The following is a 19,003-nucleotide window of genomic DNA, read 5'->3' on the forward strand; positions in this document are numbered from 1 at the left end:
ACTATGGATTCATCATTTCTTTAGCAAGCTTCTCGAAGGTTTCGATAAAACAGTTCGCTTCCTGCTCTTCAAAACGATTAATGTRTTTGGCCAGCAGCACTTGTATCTTATCCTCCATGAGATCGCAAACCTGCTTGCCTTCCTCGGTTAGCGCTAAATAGATGACCCTGCGATCCTTCTCATCTGGAAATCTTTGAATCAAATTTTTATCAAATAATCGCGTAATGATCGCGGTTATTGAGCTTTTGCCCACGCAAAAAATGTCCGCTAATTCGGATGATGTGCTCATTTCCTTCGAATGCAAATAACGTAGTGTCGCAAACTGGTCTACCGTCAGATCATCTGGCATTAACTCGCGGATCATCGCATTTAATCGACGGTTTACAAGAAAATTAGCCGCTTCGTAGCGATCGATGAGTTGTTTCAATGATGCTCGATCCACACTGGTGTCCCCCTTTATATGTAGTTTCTAAATATCCACGAAATTAATTCTATTATGAAACTGTTCGATAATAGAACTATATCAAACGATTTTATTTAAAACAACGCCTTAATCTAGAATATATTGTGAACAGATGTGAACAAGAGAAGGACAAGCCATTTGCTTTTTTCAAGCTGCCGTTTATATACTAGTGAAGTAATCAAACCAACCATTATTGGAGGTATGTCGTATGTACGATATCGTTATTATTGGTGCTGGTCCCGCTGGAGCAAGTGCAGCCATTTTTACTGCAAAAGCAGGCAAAAAGACGCTCGTGTTTGAGAACAACAAAGGAATGACAAAACGCGCTTGGTTCGAGAACTACTACGGAATTTCAGAAATTGGCGGACCTGACCTTGTGGATACAGGCAAACGACAGGCTGAGAAATTCGGAGCAGAGTTCAAGGAGGAAACCGTACAAAATATCGTTGCCATCACTGACGGCCTGCGGGTGGAAACAGACGGCGGAAGCTATGAAGGAAGGCATGTACTTATTGCAACAGGCGTTTCGACAGAGCTGGCTGAACATATCGGGATCTCTACAAAACCGGGTACTGAGCCTCGTATCAAAACCGTTATTGCGGTAGACGCGGCTGGTAAAACGAATATTGATCACATTTGGGCGGCAGGAACGGTTGCTGGGGTAAGCGTGCATGCAGTCGTTACTGCAGGGGATGGGGCAAAAGCTGCCATTAACATCATTAGCGAATTAAACGGCGAACGTTATGTGGATCACGATATTTTAAAGGTTTAACAGTATCTTCCTGAAACAAAAGCAGGATATTAGAAAAAATTGTCGAATAACAGGGAAAATAATCAAACTCTTTTTATGTTCCTATCCTTGTCAGGGTGCTTCGGCACCCTTTTATTTGAACGTAAAAGGTTTTGTCACACTTCCAGGAGGCCGACGGTGAGCAACCCATTGTTTCAGCAGCACAACAAACAATTGACGATTGCTTTCGCATTTGCCTTATGTGCGCTTCTTGCGCTAATCGCCGAGTCGAACCATTTTCAATTTTTGTATGGTATTACCTTTTCATTAACGAGTCTATTTACACTTCTTGGCTTGCGATTATTCGGTTACTGGCCAGGACTCTTAATGAGCGCAGTTGTCCTATTCCTAGGCACTTTTTTATTAAAGCAGCCCCTCTTTCATTACATCATCCTTATTGAAGCTGCCTTTACGGGCTTGCTTCTTCGCAAATACAAGAATCAACTGTTTGGGATTGACGCCGTTTTCTGGGTTCTAGTCGGAATGCCCGCTATCTATTGGTTCTACTCCTTTCATTCAACGCTCATAACGCAGGATTTGCTTCTTATCGCAGGAATTGTTGCCATGAATGGCCTATTTAACGCACTGTTCGCCGAGATTATCTACCAGTACATGCCACTGCGCAAATGGAGTGGGTTTGCCCGCTCGCAGCAAGGGCCAAATTCCTTCAGCAAGGTACTGTTTCATTTCTCCATCGGTATCGTATTCATTTCGTTTATACTCAACATTTTCATTAACAGCTTGAGCTCCATTAAAGAAGTAAGTCTATATGCCGAGCGAATCTCCTCGATCGAAGTCAATCGCATTTCAGAATCATTGGATAAATGGCAGGCGGTTAGCACGGATGTAGAGAAGCAGGATCAGATTGCTTTCCTTCAACTGGCCCTTGGCAAACATTCCGGGAATTCTATCATTTCTGTGACAAATATTGACCAGAAAGTTATTGCATCCAGCGCGCCTGAGACTGTAGGTGAAATGCTTGATTTCTCCAAAGAAAGCAGCATTACTCCCATCAACAAAAAATCGTATTTAGTCATGCCTGACTTAAAAAAATACTCTTGGCATTTCCAGACCTGGCATGATGGAAATTTGATATATAAAGATAAGCTTCAGGCAACGGATTGGCTTGTTTACGTTGACTTCCCCATTAAAAACCATCAAAAATATTTGTTTTCCAAATATTTTATTCATTTTGTTTATATGATCGGGCTTGCCTTCTTTGCCGTCATTCTAGCGTATCTCATTAATTGGTGGCTCTCTCGCAGTTTAACTCGGTTAGCGAGAGCAACAACGAACCTTCCGCTGAAGCTTCAGGAGATGAACACATTGGAATGGCCACGAAGCAGTATTGTAGAAATTCATTCGTTGATTGCTAATTTCAAGCATATGTCAACCAATCTCATTCACATGTTTCAAGAATCGCAGCGAAGCAACGAGAGGCTGGAGGCTCAAACTTATTTATTGCAGCAATCGGAGGAAAGACTGCATCAGCTTGCCTATTACGACATGCTGACTGGTCTGCCGAATAGGCTGCAATTCACACTCCATTTTCAAGACATGATCACTATGAACGCTGCTATGAAAAAACCGATAGCCATCATGTTCGCTGACATCAATCGCTTTAAGCAAATTAATGATACGCTTGGACATGCTGTAGGAGATATTTTGCTTGGCAAGGCAGCAGAACGCTTCGGAGCAGCGGTGTTTGATGAATGCAACGTCTTCCGATTGGGTGGGGACGAGTTTGTATTTGTCGGACAGTATGAGAATGAAGATGAACTTGCTGCAAATGCCCAAGCCGTCGTAGATTCTTTCAATGAGCCTTTTATGATCGACGAAACGCTGCTTTATTTGACCGTTAGCGTCGGCGTTAGCGTGTACCCGCAGGATGGCGGCGATATGGATACCATTATCCGAAACGCTGATATTGCTATGTATAGCGCCAAAGAGCAAGGCGACGGCTGCTACCGGTTTTTCAAGCCAACGCTGGTGTCCGCGATGACAGAGAAGATGCAGATCGAGAACGGGCTTTATAATGCGCTGCAAAACAAACAGTTCTCGCTTCATTATCAGCCAAAAATAAATGCTGCAACCGGCGAGCTATGCGGCATTGAAGCGCTCATTCGCTGGCGTCATCCCGAGCTTGGCATGATTCCGCCCGATAAGTTTATTCCACTTGCCGAGCAATCCGGTTTTATATTAGATATTGACAGCTGGGTCTTCCATGAGGCCTGTCGGCAAAATAAAGCTTGGCAGGATGAGGGACTACAGCATATATGCGTATCAGTAAACATTTCAGCAAGACATTTCTACCAAGGGAACTTATCTGAAATGATCGTCAAAGCGTTAAAGGACACCGGCCTTGATCCGCAATATGTAAGCCTTGAAATTACTGAAGGTGTATTTATGCGGAATATGGATCAAGTGATCGAGACTATTCTTTTCCTTCGGGGGCTTGGCATTCAAATATCAATCGATGACTTTGGCACGGGCTATTCATCCTTGAATCAGCTGCAGCGCCTGCCTATATCAGACGTAAAGCTGGATCGTTCCTTTATTCAAGGCATTACGAATGACGAGAAAAAATCATCGATCGTCAAAGCAATTATTGAGCTTGTACATAGCATGAATATGAAGGTTGTTGCAGAAGGCGTAGAGACGATTGCCGAATCGAATTTCTGTACGGAGCTGCAGTGCGATGAGCTGCAAGGTTATTTATTCAGTAAACCGCTGCCGCCACAGGAGCTGGCGCTTCTTCTCGGTAAGAATGAATAAGCTATACAACAGACATGAAGGAGCTGCCTCAAGGTCATAGACCCGGAGCAGCTCCTTCATCTTTTTAAAGTCTACACTGACTTATTAAATATTTCGCCTACAAAACTGTTATGCAGTTGGAGCTGGAGTTGCTGCTGCGGATGTATCCGTCGTGGATTCACTCTTCGCTGCATCGTCACTCGGGCGTTCGCCACGCGGTCCTTTTCCGCCATGTCCACCCTTGCCATGGCCTTCGCGAGCCGGGATTTCTCCATTTACATGTTTTGTTGCATGATCGACAGCCTCAGCTAGCTTCGTATCATATTGCTCCTGCGTAATCGTTCCCGCTGCCAGCTCCTCCGCTAGCTTCGCCTTTTGATCCTTTACCTGCACGTCAATGATCACTTGGATCGCAACACCCTTCTCCCCAGCGATTGCTGCCAAGGTCTTGCCTGATTCAAGCTCCGTCTTTAATACATCTGCCGTTATGCCTAGCGCTGCAGCTATGCCATCTACGTTTTTCTCAAAGCCGCCTCTTCTTTCACCACCGCCGCCATGCTTTCCAAAACCTAATCCTTTGGAATCAAGCAGCTTCTCCGCCTGTGCAGCAGCATCCGGCTTTGCTTGCTGTTGTCCAGTTTCTGCAAGCTTGTCTGCTTCTACTTTTGCGTCAGGTTTCGGATTAGCTGCCTCAGCTGCCTCCAGCCATTCAACAAGCTTAGCCTTAAGATCAGCTCGCGTTTTTCCGCTCGCGACTGCAACCTCTGCCAGCGTTGACGTTTGCAGCTTAGTCTGAAGCGCCGCTTCATCGAGCCCTAAGTACGTTAGCAACTGTTCCTGTATTTGTTGAAAGCAGCGTCCGAAACCGCCATGTCTGCCTTCATGATCCTTCTTCGCTGCGCTGCTATCTGCTTGTGCACCTTGCTCTTGCTGCGCGTCGCTGCTTGCTGCTGCCGCATTTACATATTGGCTAGCCCATAGGCCTCCGCCCCCTAAGGCAAGCGTTAGCGCAATAGCACCTGCTGTTATAGCTTTTGCTCTCTTCATTGAATATTCCACCTTTCACTTCCAAATTTGTTGTTACAAGACCTAGCATAGACAATAAAACTTAAGCCCCCTTTAATTCCCGCTGAATGTTGGCTGAAGACATGCTGCAATTGAACACTTTTCTAACATAAAGCCCCATATTTCTCTAATAAAAGTTTGTTAATGTAATAACAGATGTCATTCTTTGAATTGTAAAAAAATGGACTGTTTCGTTGCTATTCATTTTTCGACATAATTCGACGATAACTTATCTTATCTTAACTTTTCATTATGGGGTGTGATTGCATGTTCCGAATTAAGGACAGAAGTTTAGTCGTTACCAGCTCCATCGTATTAGCCCTTCTTCTCGTAATTGTCATTAGCGTCACCGAGTATTTATCCTACAGCACGCAGAAAAAATCCTATTTAGATGAAATTGAACGGATTGGACAAACGCTTGGTTATCAAATCGAGGCTGGTCATGATCTGGTTACTTTTGGATACAACGAAGTATCCGCAGGGCGTGATACCAATAATGCTACGTTCAAGATGCTTAAGCTGCAGCTTGACGTCATGATTAAGAACGATATCGTCGCAAATGCATATGTGTATATGCCTGAGGTAATCGAACGCGACGGAAAGAAATTTATAAAGATGATGCAGAGCAATGAGGCTCTCTCCGCCGCAGGCCTTGGACCTGGAGATGAGTATGAAATGAGTGAAGCATTCGCTGGCAAAATTGATGATGCGCTGAATAAGGGATCAGCTTTGACCGATGCCGTTACAGATGAATATGGTCAGTGGATTTCTTATTTAGCCCGTATAAAAGACCCTAGCGGCAAACTAATCGGGATATTTGGCATGGACGTTGATTTCAAACAAATCGATGATGCCTTAAATCTTATATTTTGGAAAAGCATAGGGATCGCCTCGCTGCTAGCCTTTATTGCCATACTTATTATTGTTGCACTGGTAAGAATGACGTTGAAGCCGCTCAAACGACTCGCGGAAGTATCTTCATTAGCAGCGAATGGCGACTTGACGCTTGCCGTTGCGGTCAAAGGAGGCAATGAAATAGCTCAAGTTTCTATCGCCTTTAATGAAATGATCGCAAGCCTTCGTCAGCTCACAGGCAGCATTCGAATAACATCCGATGAGGTGGCTGGCTCGGCTTTCAACATGCAGCAGAGTGCAGAGCAGACCTCCAGTGCGACAGAAGAAGTAACCGAAGCTATTCAAGAAGTTGCTTCCGGCTCTGAAACACAGCTGCAAAGCTTGCAAGAGTGCCAGCGCGCGATGACAGAAATGACGATCGGCATTCAAAGAATTGCAGAGTCGACCTCATCTGTATCTGAGCTGGCAGCGGACACTACGGCAATGGCTACAGAAGGCGAGACCGTTATTGATCAAACATTGCATCAAATGAATACGATCGAGTCCAATGTAGTCGAAACGGTTACGACCTTGCATGAGTTGAAGGAGCAGAGTGACAAAATAGGCGGCATCCTCGCCTTGATCGGCGATGTAGCCAATCAGACTAATCTGCTTGCACTTAATGCGTCTATTGAAGCGGCGCGTGCCGGCGAGCATGGCAAAGGTTTTGCTGTCGTTGCCCATGAAATCCGAAAGCTGGCTGAACGCTCCAAGGAATCCTCCGAGCAGATTGGAACTATACTGCATAGCATCGGAAGTTATGCTGCAACAGCCGTTTCATCAATGGAGCAGTCTGTGGAAGCCGCGCGCTTCGGCTCAAGCATCTCGGCACAAGCCGGCGAGTCCTTCCGCTCTATCGTTACTTCCATTCGTGATGTTTCCAGTCAAGTACAGGAAGTATCCGCAGCGTCGGAGCAAATGTCAGCTGGCAGCGAGCAAATTGCAGCTTCGCTAGATGCGCTTGAGGGCATAACGGCTAATTCCGCTGGAAACTCGCAGCGTGTCGCTGCGGCGTCAGAAGAACAGCTTGCTTCCATGCAGGAGGTTGCAAGCTCCTCCGAGCAGCTGCGTAATTTAGCTTCTACTTTGAATGAGGCGATCAGCCGCTTCAAGACTTGATGCACTAACATGTCCAAGTAAAAAAGGCTAAGCGGGATGACTCTCGCTTAGCCTTTTTTTGCCGTTTTCTATGATGCAGATGCTGCGCCGAATTGCAGCTGATACATCGCGTAATATTTGCCGCGATGCTCCATAAGCTCATCATGGCTGCCTCGCTCCACAATGACGCCGCGATCAAGCACAAGAATTTGATCTGCACTGCGAATCGTCGACAGGCGGTGCGCGATGACGAACGTCGTGCGGCCTTTCTTCAGTACATCAAGCGCCTCTTGAATGATGGCTTCCGTCTCGGTATCAATGCTGGCTGTCGCCTCATCGAGAATAAGAATAGCAGGATCATAAGCAAGCGCCCTTGCAAAGGAAATCAGCTGCCTTTGACCAGCAGACAGTGTGCTTCCCTTCTCAATAACAGGAGCATCAATGCCCCCTTGGAACTGACTGAACATGTCGTAAGCGCCAACGTCACGCAGCGACTGTACAATTTTCTCGCGGCTAATCTCCGGGTTATCAAGGCTGATGTTCGATGCGATCGTTCCGGTAAATAGGAACGGGTCCTGAAGAACGATACCCATATGCTGCCTTAGCAGCTGCTTCGGCATATCGCGTACATCGGTGCCATCTACGATGATCTTACCCTCGTTCGAATCGTAGAAACGGAACAACAGATTAAGAATCGAGCTTTTGCCTGAGCCGGTATGGCCTACCAGCGCAACCGTCTGGCCTTGTTGAGCATGGAAGGAAATATTTTTCAGCACATACTCATCCTTCTTATAAGCAAAAGAAACATCCTCAAACTTAACATCGCCCTTATAACGGTCCATTTTGCCGGAAACGACATCGATTCCTTCCTCGTCCATCAGCTTAAATACTCGCTCTGCAGATACGCGTGCCGTCTCGAGATTGGATAGCTGGTTTACGATACCAACGATCGGCGCAAACATACGGTTCATATAATCGATGAATGCGTAAAGCACGCCAACCGATACCGCTCCGCGGAGTGAATCGCCCCAGAACATAATGAGTACAATGAGGAACAATGTATTCCGTATAACATTGACAAGATTATGCGATGTTACCGAGTTGAGGCTGAGCAGCTTGTTTTGATATTTATAATAATGCTCATTCATTTCCTCAAATTCCTTCGTCGTTTCCTTCTGACGGCGGAACGCCTGGATAATCGTCATCCCTTGTATCGATTCATTGATCATTCCGTTGATTTCACTCAGCTTTGATCTAATGATACGGTTATAGCGAGCAGCGAATTTACGGTAAACGATAATCCAAATGATGAGGATTGGCACAAGCGGCAGAGCCAGAAGCGCTAAGCGCACATCAAGCAAGAACAAGGCTCCATAAATAGCCACCATATAAATAACACCTGTAAAGAAATTCGCCAGCACAGCGACATACAGCTCGCGTATAGCTTCTGTATCATTTGTCACCCGCGAGACAACCTGCCCAGCTGATAAATTATCATAATAATTGACCGGCAGCCGCTGCGTGTGAGCAAATATATCCGTACGCATCTTGCGCACGATACGATTCGCTGACGTTTGCAGCATAAGCCGCTGTCCGTAGGTGAAGACAGCTACGAGCAGCAAAAATCCGAAATACATAGCTGCTAGCTTCATTAACGCCGGAAACTCCGGCTTATAGAAGGAATACAGCTCTTGTGATGTAAGCTGTGTTACTGGATACGAGACCGTTTCGCCCGTTTCCTTGTTTGTCACCGAGAGATTGTTCCCCTCTACGACACGTTTGCCTTGATCGGATGCCAGCGCATCCTCCAGCCAATAAAATTTGCGTCCAACCTGCAGCACGCGAACCTCCTTGCCCTTCTGTTCCGAAGCGGCAAAGTGATCCTCGCGCTTATACCATTTATCTTTATAAAGAACCGCATACTCTTGTTTTGCTTCGACTTCATGCCATTTCTTCTCGATTCCGAGAATATTCTGGTCAATCATCCGTTTTGCAATTAGCGGTCCTGCAAGCTCTGCGCATACAGCAAGCACGAGCAGAAGAAGCGCAAGCAGGATCGGTTTTTTATAAAGCATGGCGTATTGAAACAATCGTTTTCCTGTGTTGCCCATTGCTCTTCACGCCTCCAATTTATTACGTTTCAATAATAGCCTCAAGCTGTTGACGATCATACTGCTCGCGATACCAGCCGCCCATCTCCAGCAACTGCTCATGCGTGCCTTCTTGCACAATTCTTCCTTCGTCGAGAACGATAATCCAGTCCGCATGCTGTACTGCAGATAACCGGTGCGTTGTAATGAATGTTGTCTTGCCTGCTCTTTCTGTACGGATGCCCTCAATAATCTCGGATTCCGTCTTCCCGTCAACAGCTGACAAAGCATCGTCCATTAGCAATATTTCCGGATCGGCGATAAGGGCGCGCGCAATACTTACGCGCTGCTTCTGTCCGCCGGACAATGCCACGCCTCGCTCGCCTACCATCGTCTCTAGTCCATCCGGCAAAAACTTAATATCTTTGGCGAATGAAGCCCGCTCGAGTGCTCGCTGCAAATCGGCGTCTGTGCCTTCTTTTAGGCCATAGAAAATGTTTTCGCGAATCGTCTTCGAGAACAAGATCGGCTGCTGCGGCACATATCCGACCCAGCCCAGCATATCATCAATTTTCAAGCTGCCAAGCGGCTCTCCAGATATATGAATACTGCCGCGTCCTAGCGGATATTCCCGAAGCAGCTGCTTCAGCAGTGTAGTCTTGCCGCTGCCTGTTCTGCCTACGATACCAAGCGTCTGCCCTTGCGATAACGCAAAGGAGAGATCAACCAAGTTGTCGACTTGGGAGGACGGGTAACGGAACGTCACATTTTTGAATTCAACGGACGTTGGTTCATCTACTTTCACCTGCATTGCTGCATCAGCAACATCAGGCTTATAGCCAAGTGTTTCACTTACACGATCGAGCGAAGCATTGCCGCGCTGCATAATGTTAATGAGCTCACCGATAGCAAACATCGGCCAGATCAGCATACCAAGAAATACGTTGAAGGATACGAGCTCCCCGAGCGTAATTTCATTATGGAATACAAGATATCCGCCATAACAAAGCCCAATCAAATAACTTGTTCCAACGAGTATTTTCATTGTCGGCTCGAATAACGCGTCGATGCGCGCAACAGCAATATTTTTGTTAAGCACTTCATTTGTTTTGGCGCTGAAACGCGCCTCGCTTGCTTCTTCCTGAACGAATGCTCTAATAACGCGAACACCAGATACCGATTCCAGCACCTGATCGTTCAAATCGCCAAATGCGTCTTGCGCATCCATGAAACGTTCGTGAATTTTTTTACCGTAATGCTTCATCGCAAGCGCCATAAGCGGCAGCGGCAGCAATGCGGCAAGCGTAAGCTTCACGCTTATCAAGCCTGCCATAACAATTAGAATCGTAATCATAAATAAGGTCGAATCGATTAACGTTAAAATACCGAAGCCGGCTGTCTGCGCAACTGCTCCTAAATCATTGGTCGAGCGCGCCATAAGATCGCCCGTCCGATTGCGTTCATAAAAGGTGGGGGTCATTCGTAAAAAATGTCCCATCAATCGCGACCGCAGCAGCTTCTCCAGCACGAATGCTCCGCCAAACAGCTTGTAATGCCATATGTACGTAATGACATAGCCTACTACCGTTAGTGCGATCCAGCCGTAAAGCACGCGATTAAAATCGGCTTGACCGAGTAAATCCTGATGTATGCCATCAATCGTATAGCCAATAAGCCAAGGCGGGATGACATCAATAATTCCTGTTAGAACTAGAAGTGTTATAGCAACCGTATAACGCTTCCAATGCAATTTAAAAAACCAGCTTAATTTTTTGAGTACACTAAACATGCTTCTCTACCACACCTTCCGCTATCCATCCAAGCTTCGTTTACCTTCGATTTACTCCCGAGAACACAAAAAAAAAGCGTGTCGTCGTAACGACACGCTTCTTCCCCTCAAAAAAACGCGACTTAGAACATAGTCAAGTCTCGCGAGGTCATAGAAAAGGCGCATAATTACGATGACGTAATCATGCGCCTCTGATGATGGGGTTTACCCTTAATCAAAGTGAAACAACGCGCGGATGGATTACGTTATTCATGTTCAAATGATGGTTATTCTTTGCTGCAAATTGATTGTAATCGTAAGTGTTCATGTAACGTAACCCTCCTCTCGCTAAAATATATTAGTCACTTTACCATCCATAGAAATTACTGTCAATACCGATTGGTAAAAAAACAAATTATGCCGAGCAAGATGGCAAATGGAATATATCAGCGATTGACGGTACAAGAATGGGGAAGGTAAAATGTAAAATGGCTTGCAGCAGCCACTTATTTTAGAAAGAAGGTGATTTTACAGCATGCGTATTAGAACTTATGCAATCTGCTTATATATCATCACGATTTATTGGATTTCGTTACATATTCCGAGTATGCACACCTTGTTTTTCCCTACCTTGGGTGCCTTCAGCCTGCTCTTCATCTCGCGTCCATTCGAGAAAGCCGAGCTTCGCAAAATCGCCGTTGGCGCCGTGCTTTCCTCGCTTATCGGCTCTTTATTTGCCCACTGGAACGCGAGCGCTCTTTCGCTGCTTCTCACGCTTATCATCGTTATTTTTTGCATCCGAACCTTCAAATGGAACGCGCCTCCGATTTTGGCCGTCGCACTCATTCCTTTTTTTACACATCCCACGTTATTCTGGGTCGTTCCCTTGTCCGTATGCGGATCGCTGCTCGGGTTATTAATCACCTTATCGGCTGCAGCATTTGTCGAGAAAAGGTTTGGTTCCGTGCATTTGCCGTCATTTCTCAGCCGCAAACCAAAAACAGAGTCCGATTCTGTCAATTGATTATCCCTTCCACTCCTCAGGCAAAAGCCGTTGATACTGGGACTGCAAATACCGATCGTCGATGAGCACGAGTGTGCCGCGATCGGTTTCCGAGCGGATGAGCCTTCCTCCAGCTTGCAGCACCTTGTTCATTCCCGGAAATACGTAAGCATAATCGTACCCATTCTTGCCCTGCTCGTTAAAATAATCCTTCAGCATATTGCGTTCTACACCAAGCTGCGGCAAACCTACCCCAACAACGATAACGCCGACCAATCTGTCTCCGACGAGGTCAACGCCTTCCGAGAACACGCCGCCCATCACCGCAAAACCGATCAAGGACTTCCCGCTCCCAGCCTGAAATGTACCTAAAAAACGATCCCGCTCTTCCTCTGCCATATCGGGCGTTTGCAGCAGTACCTCTGCATCCGAGGCCGCTCCTGTTGGAACAGACCATTCCTTCAGCTCCATATACGTCTCATAAACAGCATTCATGTAAGCGTAGGATGGGAAAAATACAAAATAGTTACCCGGACGCTCACTCATCAGCTCCATAATCAGCTTCGCTATCGGCAGCTTAGATTGATCGCGGTCATGGTACCTTGTAGAAAGCGGATTAATGACTACATCAAGCTGATCCTTCGCAAAAGGAGACGGCACTGCGAGCGTATAATCATTTTCTCCCGCTCCCAGCATGTCCATATAATACGATACGGGAGAGAGCGTTGCAGAGAAATAGATATGCGAGCGATAACCCTTGCCGACCTGCTGCAGCAATTGAGAGGGATCAAGGCAAAACAGCTTGAGCCGAACATCACTCTTCGAAAGCTCGATATAAACGACATAACGCTCATCAAATAACTTAGCTGTCCGCACAAAATTTTGCGCTGCAAAATAAGTATCCAGCATCGCGCTGTCTCCGTTAACACCTATAGCTATCGCCTGTTCCGCAGCCGACGCGAATGCATCCACTAATGCGACCAGCTCCTCCGGCAGCTGCCGCTGAATCAAATGAGGCGCCCCATCGCTGCTTTTGCGCAGCGCGATGAAATAATCATTGATTGCCTTGGCGGTGCGATACCCATCGTTATGCACGCCCTTCAGCTCACGCTGCAGCGCAAGAAACGGAGCTTTCGTCAGCTCCGCGGAGAACATCTCCCGCGCTCGATCCACAAGATTATGCGCTTCATCCACAAGCAGCGCGGTCCGTTTCTTCATCTCCGCATATTGGCGCTTAAATGAAATGCGCGGGTCAAAAATATAATTATAATCACAGACAACCGCATCCGACGCATACGCCAAATCCAGCGAAAATTCGAATGGACAAACCTTATGCTTATGGGCGTAGGCTTCGATAACTGGCCTCGTCATAATCGTTTCCTGCTCCAATATATCGAGCACGGCTCCATTAATCCGATCATAATAGCCTTCCGCGTAAGGGCAATGCTCTTTCTCGCAGCGGACTTCCTCTTGGAAGCATATTTTATCCTTTGCTGTAATCGTCACAGCGTGTAGATGGAGCCCTTTCTCGCGCATGAAAATCAAGGCGTCCTCGGCTGCCGCTCTTGTTGTTGTCCTTGCTGTCAAATAATAAAAGCGCTGCAGCATGCCTGCTCCTATCGCTTTGATCGTTGGATAGGTCGTCGAAATGGTTTTCCCTATACCTGTCGGCGCCTTCGCAAACAAACGAACGCCTTCCTCAATTGATTTGTAGACCGCTCCGGCAAGCTTGCGCTGCCCTGCTCGGTACGTCTCAAACGGAAAAGCAAGCCCCTTAATGCTCTCATTCCTTAGCTGCTCATGCTTGCGGAGCTGCTGCACATAAGGAGCATATCGCGCAGTAATCTCATAGACGTATTGCTCCAGCTCTACGAAGCTGACTTCCCGCATGAACCGCCGCTCTTCCTCTGTCTTCGTCTGCACATAGGTAAGCTGTACGCGCATTGCGGATTGTTCATGCTCCTTAGCATACATATAGGCATAAAATAGCGCCTGCGCCCAGTGGACGGGGTAACCGTCCTCCGCTATACGATCCAAGTCACCGCCAGTCGATTTGATTTCATCTACGGTCAATATCGGGTCTGTCCCAAGCAGTCCATCACATCGTCCGTCCACGACAAACAGCAGATCATCCAACTGGATATCCGCTTTGACATAGACCTCCTTCTGATCCTGCTCACCATAGGTTAGCTGCACTCTCTGATGCGCTTTCGTGCCCTCATGCATCGTATCGATGGCATTAAGCCTTACATCGATGCTGCCGCTCAGAAATACGTATTCGACTAAGTTTCTCACCGATATCGTGACCGTATCGTTTATCAGCATATTTTCCTTCTACCGCTCCCATAAAGAACATTTGTTCCTCTATTGTAACATAAGCATCATCGTCATCGCACAACAGTTATGTTTGTTATTCGCTTGGCGAAGCTACTTATCGCATGTTTTAAATCGACAAATAGACGTCAATATTGTATGGAATACAACATAGACGTCTATTATGGAAGCCTTATTCTCCAGCTAATCTATTCGGATCAGTAGTTAGAGCTCTTCCGTCTCATCCTCAGGGTGATTGCCGACACCATTCAATAGGTCAATGCCGTGGAATTCCTCACCGGGAGACGCAGGATCGATCGGACTGTCCTTCGCCATAACATCCGCATCGGGCACCGAAGCCAGCTCCTCAGAAATTCCCTCTGGCGTATCCACCTCGTCGTCCAGCCCCGCACGATTATCCAGCGAAGCAGGAATATGAGATTCAAGCACGTGAATATCGGGATGCTGTTTCTCCAACAGCTCCGATGCATGAGGCACAGCTGCGCCACTCGCATCCTCCGTAAACAAACCAAAATCAGGATCGATATCCTTTTCCGTTGTTAGGCTTTTAGCATGCCGCACATCATGTTCATTATCCATTATAAAGACCTCCTTCTTCATATCACCTAGCTTATACTACCCACTATCTGGGCGTTTCTAACCATAAGCCTACACACAAGCTAATATGGCTATCGTTGCGTTATCCTGGTAAGGCCTTTGTTCTGCAAGCACATGCTGCAAAATAAACGCTGCGGCAAGCGGAGGATATAAGCACGACGCCTCCTCCAGCAGCTTATCTGATAAGTCGTCATAGAGCCCGTCGCTGCACAATATAACTAGATCGCCCGTCAAAAGGTGCAGCGGCTCTTGATTGGCATCGATTTCTGTTATGCGAGGGATACCTAAATAACTCGTTAATAAATGGCGCTCCGGGTGCGACTCGGCTTCCTTCTGTGTTAGACTGCCCGCCAAAACATACTCCCTTAACCGATTCGCATAAATATGATCCCTCGTTAGCGGCATGAGCACTCCGCTTCGAAACAAATAAATTCGGCTGTCGCCGGCAGATATCCAGTACAGCTCTCCTTGATGAATGACGGTCGCAATAAGCGTCGTTCCGACGCTCCATTCCAGCTCATGACTTAGCGCCATCTCATATACAGCTTGATTGGCAAGATGGAGCGACTGTTCCAATGCCCGCGGGATAGACTCCTCTGCTGATTTGGCTATATATTCATTCAGCATCGTTTGCACGGCAAGCTGCCCCGCCTCCTTCCCCATAGCGTAGCCGCCCATGCCATCCGCAAGCACAGCAAGCACACCGTGACGCTCAATAGCTTCTTCATCATCGAGTGACGAGAAGCCATAAGCATCCTGCTGCTCCTCACGCTCGCCAATATGCTGGGCATGACCGGTAATGACCTTCATCGTGATGACAGCATTACGGCTATTTGATATCAACTCAGCAGCAGCGTTTGCGGCTCTAACGATCTGCTCGATTGAAGGTGTTTTTAGAGGGACGGGTGGCGGCTCCCAAGCAGGCGGTACGGCAACCTCTGGCCTTGACTCCGTCTTCGCTCCAGCTCCAGCGGCTTCAACCACTCCATGGCTGGGATTGCTTATGCGGCTGTTGCCAGCTGGCAGATCGAATACAATAATCAGAATTAGCAGGGCCCCAAACCCGATCATGCCAATCGCGATCGCTATCTCAATAATCTCTCCTTGCTCACTAGTCCACAGCTGTTCCAGCTGCTTATCCGGAATCGCCGCTACTCCGATATAGACGATTACAAGCAGCAATAAAACAATAGCCAAACCTTTAATGATCCCTCTTCTGTTCATTAGATCCCCGCCTCGCCTCAGCTTGTCACCCACCATCTACCATTTTATTTGCGTTAGCATGGATTTATGCCGAAACTATAAGTAGCAAACGTGCATTATAAGCAGCTTCTTAGACGGAAACGAACCGATGCACAAAAAGAAGGTGCATTCCAAAAAGGTAAGAAGCCATGCGGCATGCTCATCCGCCCCTGCTCAATATAGGCTTATTTTCATCAAACGCTGCCATTAATCGAACATAGCGCTAGAAAGTAGACATAAACTTCCTCATCACCCACAAATCAGCATGATTCGGAGCCGTTTCAAACAAAATAGAGCTAAAATATAGGCTTATTTTCATCAAGCAAGCCCATTATTCAAAAATAGAGCTAGAATTTAGTCCTAAACGTCCGCATCACCCACAAATCAGCATGATTTGGAGACGTTTCAGCGAAAATAGAGCTAAATTATAGTCCTATTTTCATCAGATGCTCCCATTAATTAAAAATAGAACTAGAAAGTAGTCTTAAACGTCCGCTTCACCCGCAATTCAGCATGATTCAGAGCCTTTTCAGTGAAAATAGAGCTAAAATATAGTCCTATTTTCATCAAACAAGCCTATTATTCAAAAATAGAGCTAGAATTTAGCCTTAATCTTCCCCATCACCAGCAAATCAGCATGATATGAATCCGTTTCAAGCAAAATAGAGCTAAAATATAAGCTTATTTTCATCAAACGAGCCCATTGATCAAAAATAGAGCTAGAAATTAGCCTTAACTTCCTCATCACCAGCAAATCAGCATGATTCGGAGCCGTTTCAGCAAAATAGAGCTAAAATATAGGCTTATTTTCATCAAACGCTGCCAATAATCAAAAATAGAACTAGAAATTAGTCCTAAACGTCCGCATCACCCACAAATCAGCATGCTTCAGAGCCGTTTCAGCGAAAATAGAGCTAAAATTTAGCCTTATTTTCATCAAGTGACCCCACTTTTCAAAAATAGAACTAGAAAGTAGTCTTATACTTTCCCATCACCAGCAAATCAGCATGATTTAGAGCCGATTCAACGAAAATAGAGCTAAAATTTAGCCTTATTATCAACAAACAAGCCCATTGATCAAAAATAGAGCTAAAATTTAGCCTTATTTTCTTCAATAGATCCCATTGTTCAAAAATAGGGCTATAAACTAAGCTTATGTTTGTTTAACTTCGTTCACTTAAAATTAGTGAAGCTGTTTTTTTGAAAACAACTGCCTTAAATAAAACAGAGGCTGTTCCAAAAGTAGATTTATCTACCTTTGAAGCAGCCCCTCGCTAAACATTGCAGTTGTCTAAGCTAACCCCATTACATCACTCAAACGATAATATCGCGATAAGATGCCAGCACATTGCCTTCCAAATCCGTCGCAAATAGAACCGAGCGTTCGCTCTCCAGCACGAAGCTGTAGCTCTTGTTGGTTTTTGCGTCACGCACAGTAACAGGACAATCCATACCCGCTTCCGAGATAAAAGTATACAGGCTTCCTTGCTTAAATTGCAGCTTGTTGCCAAAGATCCCCGGATGGTCTCCACCTGCTTCCCATACGATGCCTGGCTTCAAATCCTCAGCCTCATGCAGCGCAGCCTCATAAAGCGCAATGAGTGTATCCGTACGCTCGTTAAGCTCCAGCGGCAGCGGACACCACATGACTTTTCCTAATCCGTGAGCTACGGTACGAACGGTTGAAATGCCATTCGAATAGCTTCCGCTGCTGTCCAAAGCAATTTCTTTGTTCAGCTCGCCAATCTTCTTGCCTCCGAAAGAAGCTTTGAAGGTACGCTCGCCAATTTGCAGCGTTTCCTCCCGTGATATATTGCTTAAACGATACGGTCCCACAATCGATTCCGCCCGTGAAGTTGGCTTCCAATATTCATCCAGCCCAATCGGTCCGGTGAACAGCAGTGTGCCTCCATGCGCTTCAACATGCGCAAGCAGCTCCGTCAGTGCAGCATCGCTGAAATTGTGAGCGCTCGGAACGATAATGAGCTTCGGTTTGTCGCGCTGCAAGGTTCCCAAGTGAAACTCTCCAATGCCGCGATGCGGAAGCTTCATTTCGTAGCCCAGCACACGAGTTAAATTACCTGTCGCTTCGCAAGCAAAACGGCGGCTGGAAAAATCATTGGAGTAAGGAAACACTACCGCAATCTCCTCTAGCTGGCGTTCCTCAAACAAGCTCGAAATCTGCCCAATAAATTTACCGAAGTCATAGGATACATCCGCTTCCGGCTTCTGTGTCCCGTCAGCCCGCATTGCTCCGATATTCGACTCGCAAACGTTGTCCATGAAATAGTTTGTATTCCACAGCCACTGCACCGCACCTGCGCCGCCTGCGGCAAAAGCATACGCATATTTGCGCTCCAAGATGTTCCTCAGCTCTTCCTCTGAACGCTTCGCCCTATTATCCGGCATTTCCACATACATAATGCCCGTTTCTTGAATTAAGGTCGGCTTGCTAGGATCTTTGCCATATACGCTGTCCCATAGCAGCCTGTCATTTAGCCACCAAGTGTGTACGGTTGTGTAATCTACGCTTTCCGCATAAATTAGCGGAGAAGGACGCGGCCCCATGCCAAGCGCCTCGTCTTGGCCAACGGTCACGAGCTGACGCGGGGAAATGGCATGAATCGTTGCCGTAAGCTCCCCTACCCAGCGGTTATGCATATCCATCGTAAACCGTGTATAGTCCAGCCAGCGCGTATTTTTCTTCAGCTTCTTCACGTCTTGAATATCAAACGCGATGTCCGTTTGCTCCGGCAAGGTGACCGCTTCAAAGTCCGGCAGCTCCGTGCTCGTCATATTCCACCGCGCCTGTAGCTTGCCAATCGATTCGTGCCGCTGCTTCAGCCAATTCACATAGGCTGCTTTTTCAAAAGGATCATGCATGGAGCGAGGCCCTGAGAAAATG

12 protein-coding genes are annotated in these 19,003 nt (G+C 46.6%); 4 read left to right on the forward strand and 8 right to left on the reverse strand.

Annotated elements, in window-relative coordinates; all coding sequences use genetic code 11:
* Position 1: 1 nt before the first annotated feature.
* On the reverse strand, positions 2-442 hold the full coding sequence (locus AB4Z17_RS00580; protein ID WP_441957461.1) for a MarR family winged helix-turn-helix transcriptional regulator: 441 nt from the start codon (positions 440-442) through the stop codon (positions 2-4).
* Positions 443-671: 229 nt separating this feature from the next.
* On the opposite strand from AB4Z17_RS00580, the gene AB4Z17_RS00585 reads away from it, so the two are divergent.
* Together AB4Z17_RS00585 and AB4Z17_RS00590 are read left to right on the forward strand one after the other, a co-directional pair.
* Positions 672-1,235: an FAD-dependent oxidoreductase gene (locus tag AB4Z17_RS00585; protein WP_441957463.1), complete on the forward strand. Its 564-nt coding sequence runs from the start codon at positions 672-674 to the stop codon at positions 1,233-1,235.
* 156 nt (positions 1,236-1,391) lie between these two features.
* The gene (locus tag AB4Z17_RS00590; protein WP_441957465.1) at positions 1,392-4,028 is read left to right on the forward strand and encodes an EAL domain-containing protein; all 2,637 of its coding nucleotides are present in this window, start codon (positions 1,392-1,394) and stop codon (positions 4,026-4,028) included.
* Between the two features lie 108 nt (positions 4,029-4,136).
* Here the strand turns inward: AB4Z17_RS00590 and AB4Z17_RS00595 are convergent, their stop codons facing one another.
* A complete protein-coding gene (locus tag AB4Z17_RS00595; protein WP_441957467.1) occupies positions 4,137-5,054 on the reverse strand; it encodes a hypothetical protein in 918 nt (305 codons plus the stop codon).
* Positions 5,055-5,339: 285 nt separating this feature from the next.
* On the opposite strand from AB4Z17_RS00595, the gene AB4Z17_RS00600 reads away from it, so the two are divergent.
* Positions 5,340-7,085 (forward strand): methyl-accepting chemotaxis protein, encoded by a 1,746-nt coding sequence (locus AB4Z17_RS00600; RefSeq protein ID WP_441957469.1) that lies wholly within the window; start codon positions 5,340-5,342, stop codon positions 7,083-7,085.
* 68 nt (positions 7,086-7,153) lie between these two features.
* Here the strand turns inward: AB4Z17_RS00600 and AB4Z17_RS00605 are convergent, their stop codons facing one another.
* Positions 7,154-9,175: an ABC transporter ATP-binding protein gene (locus AB4Z17_RS00605; RefSeq protein WP_076266315.1), complete on the reverse strand. Its 2,022-nt coding sequence runs from the start codon at positions 9,173-9,175 to the stop codon at positions 7,154-7,156.
* A 22-nt stretch (positions 9,176-9,197) separates the two neighbouring features.
* Positions 9,198-10,943, reverse strand: coding sequence for an ABC transporter ATP-binding protein (locus AB4Z17_RS00610; protein ID WP_441957471.1), 1,746 nt, complete (start codon positions 10,941-10,943; stop codon positions 9,198-9,200).
* A 514-nt stretch (positions 10,944-11,457) separates the two neighbouring features.
* On the opposite strand from AB4Z17_RS00610, the gene AB4Z17_RS00615 reads away from it, so the two are divergent.
* The gene (locus AB4Z17_RS00615) at positions 11,458-11,946 is read left to right on the forward strand and encodes a hypothetical protein (RefSeq protein ID WP_441910103.1); all 489 of its coding nucleotides are present in this window, start codon (positions 11,458-11,460) and stop codon (positions 11,944-11,946) included.
* Here AB4Z17_RS00615 and AB4Z17_RS00620 read toward each other — a convergent pair whose 3' ends face one another.
* The 4 genes from AB4Z17_RS00620 to AB4Z17_RS00635 form a co-directional block, all read right to left on the reverse strand.
* Entirely contained in the window at positions 11,947-14,244 is a 2,298-nt protein-coding gene (locus AB4Z17_RS00620) for a helicase C-terminal domain-containing protein (protein WP_441957479.1), read from the reverse strand.
* 219 nt (positions 14,245-14,463) lie between these two features.
* Positions 14,464-14,838 carry a hypothetical protein gene (locus tag AB4Z17_RS00625; protein ID WP_441910101.1) on the reverse strand — a complete coding sequence of 125 codons (375 nt, stop codon included), beginning with the start codon at positions 14,836-14,838 and terminating at the stop codon, positions 14,464-14,466.
* A gap of 69 nt (positions 14,839-14,907) precedes the next feature.
* Positions 14,908-16,080: a PP2C family protein-serine/threonine phosphatase gene (locus tag AB4Z17_RS00630; protein ID WP_441910100.1), complete on the reverse strand. Its 1,173-nt coding sequence runs from the start codon at positions 16,078-16,080 to the stop codon at positions 14,908-14,910.
* A 1,332-nt stretch (positions 16,081-17,412) separates the two neighbouring features.
* Positions 17,413-19,003 (reverse strand): beta-galactosidase (locus tag AB4Z17_RS00635; protein ID WP_441957473.1); only part of this gene is annotated, 1,591 nt, incomplete at its 5' end.

It is taken from the genome of Paenibacillus sp. TAF43_2 (genome assembly GCF_052113545.1).
Taxonomy (GTDB): Bacteria; Bacillota; Bacilli; order Paenibacillales; family Paenibacillaceae; genus Pristimantibacillus.

What these genes read in the sequence shown, in the direction of transcription:
- AB4Z17_RS00615 (WP_441910103.1), top strand. Translation starts at nt 11,458, where the DNA reads ATGCGTATTAGAACTTATGCAATCTGCTTATATATCATCACGATTTAT.
- AB4Z17_RS00605 (WP_076266315.1), bottom strand. Translation starts at nt 9,175, where the DNA reads ATGGGCAACACAGGAAAACGATTGTTTCAATACGCCATGCTTTATAAA.
- AB4Z17_RS00585 (WP_441957463.1), top strand. Translation starts at nt 672, where the DNA reads ATGTACGATATCGTTATTATTGGTGCTGGTCCCGCTGGAGCAAGTGCA.
- AB4Z17_RS00625 (WP_441910101.1), bottom strand. Translation starts at nt 14,838, where the DNA reads ATGGATAATGAACATGATGTGCGGCATGCTAAAAGCCTAACAACGGAA.
- AB4Z17_RS00630 (WP_441910100.1), bottom strand. Translation starts at nt 16,080, where the DNA reads ATGAACAGAAGAGGGATCATTAAAGGTTTGGCTATTGTTTTATTGCTG.
- AB4Z17_RS00610 (WP_441957471.1), bottom strand. Translation starts at nt 10,943, where the DNA reads ATGTTTAGTGTACTCAAAAAATTAAGCTGGTTTTTTAAATTGCATTGG.
- AB4Z17_RS00595 (WP_441957467.1), bottom strand. Translation starts at nt 5,054, where the DNA reads ATGAAGAGAGCAAAAGCTATAACAGCAGGTGCTATTGCGCTAACGCTT.
- AB4Z17_RS00600 (WP_441957469.1), top strand. Translation starts at nt 5,340, where the DNA reads ATGTTCCGAATTAAGGACAGAAGTTTAGTCGTTACCAGCTCCATCGTA.